At 39.7% G+C, this 12,026-nt stretch carries 16 protein-coding genes and 1 pseudogene; 11 read left to right on the top strand and 6 right to left on the bottom strand.

Features of this window, described 5'->3' with window-relative positions:
• From WBM98_RS15325 to WBM98_RS15300, 6 genes and pseudogenes are all read left to right on the top strand, one after another.
• Positions 1-212: pseudogene (locus WBM98_RS15325) on the top strand (two-component system response regulator); the annotation flags it as partial.
• Between the two features lie 10 nt (positions 213-222).
• Positions 223-636 (top strand): tRNA (adenosine(37)-N6)-threonylcarbamoyltransferase complex ATPase subunit type 1 TsaE, encoded by a 414-nt coding sequence (gene tsaE / locus WBM98_RS15320; RefSeq protein ID WP_424366898.1) that lies wholly within the window; start codon positions 223-225, stop codon positions 634-636.
• Between the two features lie 189 nt (positions 637-825).
• A complete protein-coding gene (locus WBM98_RS15315) occupies positions 826-1,011 on the top strand; it encodes a hypothetical protein (protein WP_424366897.1) in 186 nt (61 codons plus the stop codon).
• Positions 1,012-1,099: 88 nt separating this feature from the next.
• A complete protein-coding gene (locus tag WBM98_RS15310; RefSeq protein ID WP_424366896.1) occupies positions 1,100-1,795 on the top strand; it encodes a hypothetical protein in 696 nt (231 codons plus the stop codon).
• 104 nt (positions 1,796-1,899) lie between these two features.
• Positions 1,900-3,099, top strand: a complete 1,200-nt coding sequence (locus tag WBM98_RS15305; RefSeq protein WP_424366895.1) for an alanine dehydrogenase — start codon at positions 1,900-1,902, stop codon at positions 3,097-3,099.
• A gap of 82 nt (positions 3,100-3,181) precedes the next feature.
• Positions 3,182-3,562 carry a DUF4258 domain-containing protein gene (locus WBM98_RS15300; protein ID WP_424366894.1) on the top strand — a complete coding sequence of 127 codons (381 nt, stop codon included), beginning with the start codon at positions 3,182-3,184 and terminating at the stop codon, positions 3,560-3,562.
• A 12-nt stretch (positions 3,563-3,574) separates the two neighbouring features.
• Here the strand turns inward: WBM98_RS15300 and WBM98_RS15295 are convergent, their stop codons facing one another.
• A complete protein-coding gene (locus tag WBM98_RS15295; protein ID WP_424366893.1) occupies positions 3,575-4,741 on the bottom strand; it encodes a proline dehydrogenase family protein in 1,167 nt (388 codons plus the stop codon).
• A 95-nt stretch (positions 4,742-4,836) separates the two neighbouring features.
• Between WBM98_RS15295 and aroB the strand changes: the two genes are divergently transcribed.
• Both aroB and WBM98_RS15285 read left to right on the top strand, forming a co-directional pair.
• Complete coding sequence (gene aroB, locus WBM98_RS15290) at positions 4,837-5,898, top strand: 3-dehydroquinate synthase (protein WP_424366892.1); 1,062 nt, start codon at positions 4,837-4,839, stop codon at positions 5,896-5,898.
• Between the two features lie 116 nt (positions 5,899-6,014).
• Positions 6,015-6,338 carry a hypothetical protein gene (locus WBM98_RS15285; RefSeq protein ID WP_424366891.1) on the top strand — a complete coding sequence of 108 codons (324 nt, stop codon included), beginning with the start codon at positions 6,015-6,017 and terminating at the stop codon, positions 6,336-6,338.
• Here WBM98_RS15285 and WBM98_RS15280 read toward each other — a convergent pair.
• The 3 genes from WBM98_RS15280 to WBM98_RS15270 all read right to left on the bottom strand — a co-directional run bounded on the left by WBM98_RS15280 (position 6,322) and on the right by WBM98_RS15270 (position 8,635).
• Positions 6,322-6,861, bottom strand: a complete 540-nt coding sequence (locus tag WBM98_RS15280; RefSeq protein WP_424366890.1) for a DinB family protein — start codon at positions 6,859-6,861, stop codon at positions 6,322-6,324. The genes WBM98_RS15285 and WBM98_RS15280 overlap by 17 nt on opposite strands.
• A 66-nt stretch (positions 6,862-6,927) precedes the next feature.
• On the bottom strand, positions 6,928-7,407 hold the full coding sequence (locus WBM98_RS15275) for an Lrp/AsnC family transcriptional regulator (RefSeq protein ID WP_424366889.1): 480 nt from the start codon (positions 7,405-7,407) through the stop codon (positions 6,928-6,930).
• A gap of 121 nt (positions 7,408-7,528) precedes the next feature.
• Entirely contained in the window at positions 7,529-8,635 is a 1,107-nt protein-coding gene (locus WBM98_RS15270; protein WP_424366888.1) for a M14 family metallopeptidase, read from the bottom strand.
• Between the two features lie 291 nt (positions 8,636-8,926).
• On the opposite strand from WBM98_RS15270, the gene WBM98_RS15265 reads away from it, so the two are divergent.
• From WBM98_RS15265 to WBM98_RS15255, 3 genes are all read left to right on the top strand, one after another.
• Positions 8,927-9,304 (top strand): helix-turn-helix domain-containing protein, encoded by a 378-nt coding sequence (locus tag WBM98_RS15265; RefSeq protein WP_424366887.1) that lies wholly within the window; start codon positions 8,927-8,929, stop codon positions 9,302-9,304.
• Positions 9,305-9,389: 85 nt separating this feature from the next.
• Positions 9,390-9,755, top strand: a complete 366-nt coding sequence (locus WBM98_RS15260; RefSeq protein ID WP_424366886.1) for a DNA topoisomerase IV — start codon at positions 9,390-9,392, stop codon at positions 9,753-9,755.
• A gap of 2 nt (positions 9,756-9,757) precedes the next feature.
• The gene (locus WBM98_RS15255; RefSeq protein WP_424366885.1) at positions 9,758-10,555 is read left to right on the top strand and encodes a TerC family protein; all 798 of its coding nucleotides are present in this window, start codon (positions 9,758-9,760) and stop codon (positions 10,553-10,555) included.
• A 15-nt stretch (positions 10,556-10,570) separates the two neighbouring features.
• On the opposite strand, the gene WBM98_RS15250 is transcribed toward WBM98_RS15255, so the two are convergent.
• Together WBM98_RS15250 and mscL are read right to left on the bottom strand one after the other, a co-directional pair.
• On the bottom strand, positions 10,571-11,527 hold the full coding sequence (locus WBM98_RS15250) for a sterol desaturase family protein (RefSeq protein WP_424366884.1): 957 nt from the start codon (positions 11,525-11,527) through the stop codon (positions 10,571-10,573).
• 55 nt (positions 11,528-11,582) lie between these two features.
• Positions 11,583-12,014: a large conductance mechanosensitive channel protein MscL gene (gene mscL / locus WBM98_RS15245; protein ID WP_424366883.1), complete on the bottom strand. Its 432-nt coding sequence runs from the start codon at positions 12,012-12,014 to the stop codon at positions 11,583-11,585.
• Between the last annotated feature and the right edge of the window lie 12 nt (positions 12,015-12,026).

The following is a 12,026-nucleotide window of genomic DNA, read 5'->3' as shown; positions in this document are numbered from 1 at the left end:
AAAAAGATGTCTTGGAGGCCAAGAACCCCGCCACCATTCATTTGCCCAGCATCAATATGAGCAGTTCGTTCATCTTTGCAAAGAACGATCTGTTCTTTGCCTACCCCAACAACTACAATCATTATGTAAGTTATTATCGCAATACCTACCAACATGGGGGAGTTTCTTTGGAAGAAATGATTATCCCTTTTATTGTTTTTACCCCCAAATAACAGCGGATATATGGAAATTACCTACAATGAAAGCCAGCTTACCGAGGTGGCCAACACACTGATTCAAAAAGCCCCTTCAAAGATTATATGTTTTCATGGTGAAATGGGTGCAGGCAAAACCACCTTGATAAAGGCAATTGTAAGGCAATTGGGCGGTGTGGGTGAAGCCAGCAGCCCGACCTTTGGTATTGTCAACGAATATCACGATCAAGACGAACAGGTGCTGGCCTATCATTTTGATTTTTACCGCTTGAATGACGAAAATGAAGCTTTCGATTTGGGCATTGAGGATTATTTTAGCACCGATGTTTGGATTTTTATGGAGTGGGCCGAAAAGGTAAAATCGCTCCTACCCTTTGATACGACCGAAATCGTAATCAAGGTCGTGGACAAAACGACCCGTACGCTTCTCCTACCTGAATAAAAACAAGGCCTACAAACGACAACCCCCTTTCCTTATTGTGTATTTTTCGATGAATGCCATTTTATTCGTTAAAACGCTTGATTTTTGCGTTTAAATGTATGTTTTTTTCGATGAACGGTATTCTATTTCGAATATTTTTCCTACATTGCGCATATATTTGTCCAATTTCTAACTAAAAAACCTATCAGAATGAAAATGAAGAGACTACTTTTTGGCCTAATTGCTTTTGGTGCACTCCTTGCTGTTTCCTGTGAACCTAATTCAACCGCTGAAGAAGACCAACTGTATAACCAGGAAACAATTGATAGAACTAAAATAAAAGTACCTGCCAACGGTATTGATAGAACCAAAATAAAAGTGCCGAGCGCCGGATAAATCCATCACTTTATCGATTAATAAGGGTTTCTACATACTAGAAACCCTTTTTTATTGTTATAAAATCACCGTTCCCTACTAAAAGAAGATGTCGAAGAAAACGAAAAATCCAAATCAAAATTCTCGAAAGAGAAAATCTAGAAGTATACTGATTGGCAGTATTGTCGCGATTATCATTGCGATTACACCATATATATTCTATACCTATAGATCTTTTCCCACAGGTAGTACACTAGACCTTTCATTCTTTGTGTATGAAAGTAAATATCAAGAAAGTATCACTACGGTCATGTGGCTTTTTATGGCCAAATTCGTGCCTTTGGTTTTACTAGTTCTATGGTTCTTCACATGTAAACATTGGTGGTACCATGTGATATTGATTCCAATAGCCATGTATGCTTTCCAAATTGCTTCCTTATTATACGAAGATAGGTATTTGGATGAGGTAGAGATTTATTGGTTACTTCCTATTATGATGGTCATCATTCCGTTTGTATATTTAATAAGGGTCAAATTATTTGACAAACATGTTCTTGGAATCGACTTGGAAGAAATGGAAAAAGAGTTGAATAGCTATAAACGGAACGAGAGGGACAATGATCACAATGAAATTGACCCCATAGAAAATACGACCCAAGCTAATATTCAGAAGGATCCGGAAAGTCTATATAACTTTCAGTCGACCTCAGATTACATAAATACGGTGCTATCTACCAATAATATTGTCAGGAAATTCAAAAACTTCCAAAACAGTTTAAGAGGGTGGTTGCACTTAAATTTCTAATCCGAATCGTTCACTTCCCGAACCTTTAAAATTCAATCCAGATTTCATATTAAAGTTGTAAATTTACTTTTTTCGCGTTTTTTTTGCGAACGAAAGTAGATCCTATGAAGCAACCCACCTCGCCTTTTAGCAAGCAACAATTGTTACCTCAAGAAGAGACCTTGGAAGTCTTAAAACAAAAAGGGGAACTTTTTATCGGTATTCCGAAAGAGAACCAATATCAAGAAAAACGTATATGCCTAACCCCAGACGCGGTCAATGCCATAACGGCCCATGGTCACAGGGTACTCATGGAATCAGGAGCTGGTGAAGGAGCTCATTTTTCTGATATTGAATATACCAATGCCGGTGCCGAGGTAACCAAAGATGTGAAGAAAGTATTTGGTTGCCCTTTGATTCTAAAGGTAGAGCCCCCTACCCTTTCAGAAGTCGAAATGCTGAACCCCCAGACCACGGTCATCTCCGCACTGCAGATCAAAACGCAGCAAAAGGCATATTTCGAAAAAATGGCAAAGAAACGAATAACGGCCATTGCCTTTGAATTCATAAGGGATGAAGATGGCAAATACCCTGCGGTACGCTCGTTAAGTGAAATTGCCGGAATTTCCTCCGTTCTCATTGCAGCCGAGCTCATGGCCGCCACCAACAAAGGAAACGGGCTTATGTTCGGGAATATAAGTGGTGTTCCACCCGTCGAAGTAGTCATTATTGGGGCAGGTACGGTAGGTGAATTTGCCGCACGATCGGCAATCGGTCTGGGCGCCAATATAAAGGTGTTTGACAACTCCATTACAAAGCTCAGGAGTATTCAGACCAACCTTGGTCAAACGGTGTATACCTCGACCATACAACCAAAAAACCTGATCAAATCATTGAAAAGATGCGATGTTGCCATCGGGGCCGTCCGTGGCAAGGAACGTTCTCCCGTGGTGGTTTCGAGCACCATGGTAGAACACATGAAGAAAGGCGCTGTGATCATTGATGTGAGTATTGATATGGGTGGTTGTTTTGAGACCAGTGAAATTACAGACCACAACAAACCCACTATAGAGAAATATGGTGTGATACATTATGGTGTTCCCAATATACCCTCCCGATATCCCAAGACCGCTTCGATATCGATCAGCAATATTTTCACCCCATACCTATTGAAGTTAGGGGAAGATGGTGGATTGGAAAACTCATTGCGTTTTGACAAAGGATTACGTAATGGCCTTTATTTGTATCATGGCATCCTTACGAGTAAGGCCGTGGGCGAATGGTTCGATTTACAATATAGCGACATCAACTTCTTGATTTTTTAAGAATTCTATTTCGTTAAATCAGGAATCATAAATCAACAAAAGCCTATCTTGCAGCTTTATTCTAAACTTCTTTTACTCTGTTATGGCATTTTTGAAACGCTTGGGATTCTACCTTTTCGGTCTCGCTATCGGGCTTGTTTTTTTAAGTATTTTTTTGAGGAAAAAATCGGAGGAGACCGGCGTGGAGTTTTGTTACTTTCCCAACTGTAGAACATTGAAGGACATTCGTTCCAAACCACTTTCCTATGCCGGGGAAGTACGAGACATGATCGATGACAAACAATTGGATTCCCTAGTGATCGCCTATTTTCTTCGCGAGGGTGAGGTGGATTTCAAAAAGAGCGATACCAAGTCCAAACCTTGTAAAATATATGTTATACAAGCGGATATGAACGATAAACAAGGCGTGATGACCGTACGTAATTGTCCAGACAGCGCGTTTATCGAAAAAATGGAATTTTAAGTTGCCAAGAAATCAAATATTTCTTCGTTTCCGTTCCTTTTTCAATAAAGTGAGTTCACGACTGGTCTGGCCAGCTACGGAGGTATTTTCTTCTGCCCGCCGGATCAAATAGGGCATAACATCACGAACTGGACCAAAGGGAAGGTACTTCGCTACATTATAACCTGCTGCCGCAAGGTTGAATGAAATATGGTCGCTCATACCATATAATTGGCCAAACCAAATTCTTTCATCGGACGGGGCCACTCCTTTTTCTTTCATTAACTCCATAAGGTAATAGCTGCTTTCCTCATTATGGGTACCTAAAAACAACGAAATGGTATCTAAGCGATCTAAGATATATTTCGTAGAGGCATCATAATTCTCATCCGTCGCTTTTTTTGTCGGACACATGGGTGTTTTGTAGCCCTTCTCCTCTGCACGAAGGTTTTCCTTTTCCAAATAGGCGCCCCGAACCGTTTTCATGCCTATTTTAAAACCTTCTTTCTGGGCAGTTGCATAAAGCTTTTCCAGATAATCCATCCTATCCCACCGATACATCTGTATGGTATTGAAAACAATGGTTTTCTCTTTGTTGTACTTGCGCATCATATCCTCGACCAATTGGTCTGCCGCGCCTTGCATCCAGCTTTCCTCGGCATCGATCAATAAGGACACATTTAAGTCATAGGCCTTTTTACAGGTTTTGTCAACACGGTTCACAACGCGGTCCCACTCTGCTTGTTCCTTATCGGTAAGTGCCTTTCCTTCGGTAATCTTGGTGTATAATGCCAATCTACCATATCCTGTTGGTTTAAAAACCGCAAAGGGAATGGCATCCTTCTCCTTGACAAAATCCAATATCTCCAAAGTTTTGGCCAGGGCACAATCCAATGGATCTTCCTCATCCTTTCCTTCAACGGAATAGTCGAGTACCGAACTTACTCCTTTGCCCCACATCTTATCGACAACAGGCATACAATCAATCTCACTCACCCCTCCACAAAAATGATCAAAAACCGTTGCGCGTATTAAACCATCTACGGGAAGATGGGCCTTCAGGGCAAAATTGGTCATAGCCGTGCCAATACGCACCAAGGGTTCGTTGGCAATCATTTTAAACAAAAAGTATGCTCGCTCTAATTCGGAATCTGATTTTAAAGCAAATGCGGTTGAAGTATCCTCAAAAATTCGCTCCATTTTTAAGTATTGATTAACATATCAAATATAATCACAGATTTTGTATTCTTATCAATAAAAATAACGTTTATTTTGTGTTATCTATGTATTTGAAAATGGAATCGATAACAACTTCTTCCTATAGTGTTCATTTTAATGAAAAAGCCTTTGAGAACTTAAGGGAGTACCTTAGGAACAATGCGTATTCAAAAGTGTTCGTTTTAGTTGACGAAAATACCAAAATGCATTGTTTGCCTCTGTTAGAGAAAGAAATGACCAAGGAGATTTCCTTCGGGTTGATTGAAATCAAATCTGGGGAAGCCCATAAGAATATCGAAGCGTGCAACCATGTTTGGCTTGCATTGTCAACAATGGACGCAGACCGAAAAAGTCTTTTGATAAACCTTGGTGGTGGCGTGGTTACCGATTTGGGCGGATTTGTCGCTTCTACCTACAAAAGGGGTATTGATTTCATCAACATTCCCACGACGCTTTTATCTATGGTAGATGCATCGGTTGGGGGAAAGACCGGTGTAGACCTCGGATCCCTGAAAAATCAGATCGGTGTGATCAACCAGCCCCAAATGGTTTTGATCGCCCCAGTATTTTTGCACACGTTGGATGACCGCCAAATGCATAGTGGTTTTGCGGAAATGTTGAAACACGGTCTTATTCAAGATGCTTCCTATTGGCAAACGCTTAAAGCCTTGAAAAACCTTAAAAGTGTCGACAAACACATTTTCACTTCCGTTTCCATCAAGAACAAAGTGGTGTTGGAAGATCCTACGGAACAGCATTTGAGAAAGATCTTGAACTATGGGCATACACTGGGTCATGCCGTCGAATCTTATTTTCTCGAAAACAATGCCAAGGAAACTCTTTTACATGGCGAAGCCATTGTCGTAGGAATGATTTTGGAGGCCTATTTATCATATAAACTGACGGGGTTACCCTTGGTTAGCCTAGCGGATATCAAATCATCATTTCTTAATCGTTACGAAAAGGTCCAATTTTCGAATGAGGATATAACGGCAATACTATCGAATCTGAAATTCGATAAGAAAAATTCCCATGGCAATATCAATTTTGTGCTTTTGGAGGCTATCGGTCATCCTGTGATCGATGTTAAAATTCCACCTGAATTATACGTCGAGGCTTTCGCATACTACAAAGAATAAGCGCTTCATATACTAAAATGAACGGTTTACAACTCTTTGAACTTCCACATGGGATTTATGGCTAGTTTAGAAGGACATAATATTTATTTTATGTTTAACCGAAAAACCATACTACCATGCTCCGTAAACTTATAGATTACAAAAAGCTTGACCATGACTTAGCGGCCAGACTCATTGAAACGTATCCTGATGGATATGGAGATGAAGATATTATCACCTTTAAAAACGTACAAGGGGAAATTATTGAAACCGTTGAACTAAAGACCCCCGACACGATCTATTTGGTCAAAATAAGCAAATGCCTAGCCAACTTCATTTCGAACTTTGAGGAAAACATGGAAAGGGATATGGAAACCAAGGAAGAAAGCGACTTTGAGGAAGATCTTCCTATCGAGGAATTGGAGATCCATTCGGAGGAGGAATTTAGCGAGGAAGCTTAGTCGAAATACCCAAGTATCTTTCCCGTATCACATTTCTATGATGCTTTTGGTGGCCGCAGATAATGAAACCTATGGCAGCCACACTCATAGAACCATTGCTCACCGACCCTATATTATGAAGGGCCAGTCGGTTCATCGTTGAAAAGAGGGCCATCGTTGATTGACGTACTATCGCATATTCCTCGATAATACTTTTTTTCGTTCTTTTTGCCGCATTGGAATTGGGCACGAATAGATCCTGATCAAAACCAGGTAAGGGCGTCTTATCACCCCGCATCAAACGCAAGGCCCTATATTGAAAAACGCGTTCCGTATCCAAAATGTGCACCAAGACTTCGGCAAGGGTCCATTTACCATCAGCGTAGGCAAAACCAAATTTTTCTTCTGGCAAACTATCCAAGAATTTAGGAAAATTCCCCAATTGTCGCTCCAGTATATCGAACAATTCAACATCTCCCAATACGTCGAGGTAGGGCTGATAAAAAGAAGGATATTCCAATTTGTCCAATGCACTGATGTTCATAAGGCCACTATTAAAAAATCCCAAAAACAAGGGCTTTTGGGATCGGTTTCTATTATCTAAATTAGGTTACAATTCGTTGAATATGGTATGCATCAACCTTTTCTTATCGTTGATGCTCTCTTCGAGGGAAATCATGGTCTCCGTTCTACTGATGCCATCTATATCATCGATCCTAAATATAATGTTTTTGGCATGGTTTGTATCCTTGGCCCTGATCTTACAAAAAATATTGAATTTACCTGTGGTGATATGGGCGACTGTGACGTTTGGTATTTGCTCCAAACGTTCCAAAACGAATTTTGTCTGATGTGTTTTTTCCAAAAATATACCCACATACGCAATAAAGGCATAACCCAGCTTTACATAGTCCAACGTGAGGGATGAACCACGGATTATTCCAGCTTCTTCCATTTTTTTAACACGCACATGAACCGTACCTGCAGAAATCAATAGTTTTTTGGCTATATCGGTAAAAGGGGTTCTTGTGTTATCGATCAACATATCCAGAATCTGGTGGTCTATTTCGTCTAATTTAATTTTTGTCATGGTTAATTGATATTTTGGGCAAAAATAAGAAATTAAGAAATTAAACTTAATAAAAGTTGTTGTTTTTTAACAAAAATGTAATTATGAGAAGTTTTATTGGTCTAATATTCAAAAACCGGACTTAAAGCAGCTGCCAAAAAGATTGGGATCTAAGGGACAATAACTCATTTTCCTTGATACAATCGAAAGTTTTATGACCATAATAACCCTGAAGATTTCCGGTTTTTTCGACCACTGCGTCAAAAACAACCTTCCCGTCTACAAGCAATTCCCTAAAGAGCAACCCGATGGCGTCCCCAGCTTTATACCTATTGGGATTTATAAGGTGTGCATTTCTTATAAGGATATCGTAAAATAACTTGTTGTTATCCGGGATCAGAAAATAATCGTCCTTATCAAATAACCGCAGTGTACCCTGGGAGATGGTATCCAAAGCCGTAACCAGTGCCAAAAATATCAATCTTCGGGTTTCTTCACGACCATAATCCCCGGGGAAATGACCAGCTTCGAAGAGCACCGTAGGTGCTTTTAACATTTGAAAGGTGTCACCAACGCAATTCGCGTTAAAACCATCATCATAACGGCCAATTTGCCCAGGTATCACCTCTTGTAGTGCCTGGTTCATGGCCACGATAAGCCGCATACTTTCTGCCCTGGATTCGGAAACACTCCGCTTTTCATCAAAAGCGGGCGCCAAAAATGAAACCGTCGCCGGTTTAGGTGTAGCCCCCACATTGAAAATCGTTCGTTGCCCGTGTAGATTAAAACAAAAATCAGGTTTAAAATCTTCGAAACACGCCCTTAATACCCTGCTTTCAGGCTGACTCCTGGCTTGGGCATCCCTATTCAAATCAACTTGATTTGCATTTAAACGCGTATATGCCTTGGCCCCATCAGGATTAAGCATTGGGATGATCTTGATTGTACACTGTTTCAAAATGGGCCCGTACAATTTCCTGTTGGCTCGAACTGCACATAAAAGATCAAAAATAGCTTTGGTTGTGGTTGATTCATTCCCATGCATTTGGGACCACATGAAAATTCGATGTGTACCCTGCCCAAAAGTAACAGCATGAATGGGAAGATCATTTACGGACCGTCCTATTTCGGTTACTTTAAAAATATCAGGAAGCTCCTTCAAGAGATTCGAAATATGTTCGTAGGCAATATACCTCCCCTTAAGGGTATTTTCTTTTATCGATAGATAATCCATCCCGGATATTTGCATATGTGATGTGTGTATGGTTACAAATGTAATGTCAATATAAATTACATTTGTAAATCATGTAAATTACATTTGTAACTTGCAAACAAGGATAAACTCAATGGTATCCAACAATTGTAAACAAAAATTCTGTCCGGATTGATTCAAATTATAATTTTGACAATATATATCTATTTTCCAATTATTTACTTTATGTTATATATATCTATTATTTAACTATTTTATTGGAATTAACAGTCGTATGGGAATGGGTGGACAATCTTTTCATTACTTTTGTAATCTTATATAATCACAATGGTAAACTCAACTGATTTTATAAAACGATTGGAGATCATACTTCGGTATTATGATCTATCGGCAGCGGTTTTTGCGGATAAGATCAATGTGCAACGTTCCAGTATTTCCCATTTACTTTCAGGACGGAACAAACCAAGTTTGGAATTCGTATTAAAGCTGGTCAAGACCTTTCCCGAAGTAAATCTATATTGGCTATTAAATGGCAAAGGAAATTTTCCCGCCACCAAGGAAACACTTCCCAAAGAGACCGACCCATCCCCTAGCACAAGTTCCAAAGGAGAATCCTTGGTCCCAACAGCATCAGGCCCCGGCAAAACCATTGAGCATATTGTTATTTTCTATAGCGATGGCAGCTTTAGGTCCTATAACGGATAATACGATATCACCAAAACCATTTTATTTTAAAAGCGGATATGCTATGTGCCACTAAATTCTTTATTTTGTGCCTATGCTAAAAAGAATGACGTTATCATTGGTCGTATTATTGACCGTAAACGCTTGTTATCAACCCCAAAGGGATTGCAAGGCTTTTAAGAATGGGGAGTTCACGTTCACATCGATCATTGATGATAAGGAAGTCAGCACTACTTTTGTGCGGAATGGCGATTTGGAAATCGACTATTTTCAAGGAAAAGTCGATAGCTCTTCGGTACGCTGGATCAATGATTGTGAATATATCGTCAAAAAAATGCATCCTAAAAACAAAGCTGAAGAGAAATCGGTTCACATGAAAATATTGACAACTACTGAAAATTCATATACCTTTGAATATAGTATCGTAGGAGACGACAATAAATCCAGAGGAACCGCCATAAAAACCAACTAACCATGTTCGAAATCTTAACAAGCCCCGATGCCTGGGTGGCATTACTTACATTGACTTTTCTTGAAATCGTTTTAGGGATAGATAACATTGTCTTTATCTCTATCGTTGCCAACAAACTCCCCCAAAAGGACCGACAAAAAGCCACCAACATAGGATTATTACTGGCCATGGTTCAGCGGATTATACTTTTGTTCGCCGTTTCATTCTTGATTGGGCTAAAAAATCCGTTTTATTACATCGAGACTTCTTGGCTTACGACGGGCATAAGCGGCCAGGCCATTATCCTTTTAGTTGGAGGGCTTTTTCTATTATACAAAAGCACATCGGAAATACATGAAAAAGTCGAGCTACCCGAACATGATGAAGATGCTATCAAAGCAAAGAGCATAACCAGTTTTTCGAAAGCTATTTTTCAAATAGTAATCATTGATTTTATCTTTTCCATTGATTCTATTTTGACTGCGGTCGGAATGACCAACGGTATTGGCGATAAGCCTGCAGATGCATTGGTATTAATGATTATCGCCGTGATAATTTCAATAATAATCATGATGGTTTTTGCGAACCCCATCAGGGTTTTCATCCATAAACATCCCTCGATGCAACTACTGGCACTTTCCTTTTTGATTCTTATCGGATTTATGCTTATTGCAGAGGCGGCCCATTTGAGCCATACGAAATTCTTTGGTCAGGAAATTGGCGCTATTCCAAAAGGGTATCTTTACTTCGCCATTGCATTTTCACTACTCGTGGAGTTTTTGAATATGAAAATGAGAAAAAAAGAGACCATTGAAGAATAAGGTTAAAACCTAGACTTAATTAGGTCTTGAATATACGACATTAGGGTTTCTGTCCTTCTCTTTTCTGAATAATCGTTGTTGCTGCTTTACGGTAAGGGTACTACCATCGTGACTCCAGCCTGGAGGCCCGAAAATATACATGAACATATGGGAAAGCTTCTTCGATTTCTTGAGATCGTTCCAGATATCCTTGAATTCATGGGTAAGGATTACGATAGGATTGTACGACTGGGGCGCATGGATCACTCCATATTTGACCTCGATATTCTCATCGTACGCTTTCCAAGTCCCAAAAATTTTATCGAAAATATTCAAGAATCCACCATGGTTTTTGTCCAAATATTCCACGTTTTGGGCATGATGCACTTGGTGCATGGTATGGGTGTTGAATATTTTTTCCAAAAATCCCAATTTTGGCACATATACCGTATGCAATTGGAATTGCCAAAGCGCCTCAATACCTAGGCACACCACAACCATTTCAGGAGGAAAGCCCAAAGCCGGCAACCACATATAGAACAAGGGTTTATATAAAATGGTAAACCAACCATTTCTTACCGCCGTTCCCAGATTAAAGTGGTCCGATGAGTGGTGCACAATATGCGCGGCCCATAAAATCCGAATTTCATGATTTGCCCTATGAAACCAGTAATAGGTAAAATCATCGGCCAATTGACATAACACCCAAATGTACCAGGCATATCCAAATGATTTGTAACCCATGATATTGGTTCTGATACCATCGACCATGGGATTGAACAATTCATAGGTGTATTCGAAAATGACAATAGCGGAAATCACTTTGATCAATGGTGCGATAATCGCAGAGCCGACCCCCATAAAACCACTTGCGAACAGGTCTTTCCATTCATAGAGTTCGTCAGCTCCATGGGTTTTGCTATAAGCTAATTCCAACAAGATAAATGCAATAAAACAAGGTACTCCGTATACCAGGGGGTTGGTAAAATCCATAATTCTTAAATTAATTCAAAGGTACTGTATAATATTACCCCTGCAAAACTTCTTATTATTCCTTATTTTTTCTGAGAATCTCATTTTGTTCCTTCATGAGCTGTTCCAAATTAGCCAACAACTCAATATTCTTAGGGGTTGTTTCCTCCTTATTGGCGGGATCTTCAGCCTTGGTTCGAAATCTGTTCATAAATTTAATGACCACAAAAATGGTAAATGAAATGATCATAAAATCGACCAATACCTCGATAAGTTCCCCATATCCGATAGCCACCTCACCCACATTCCCAGTGGCTTCGCGCAGCACATATTTCTTATTGGAGAGTGTTACATCTTCGGTCAATAAGGAAAAAGGAGGCATTATCACCTTTTTTACCAACACATTGACCACTTGATTGAATGCAGTACCAATGATGATACCAATGGCCATATCGATCATATTGCCTTTTATGGCGAAATTCTTGAACTCCTGAATAAAATTTTTCATAAAAATCCCTGC

This window comes from Maribacter sp., from assembly GCF_049667165.1.
Classification (GTDB): Bacteria; Bacteroidota; Bacteroidia; order Flavobacteriales; family Flavobacteriaceae; genus Maribacter_A.
Note: the sequence above shows the minus strand (reverse complement) of the source record. Positions and strands in the feature narration are given on the sequence as shown.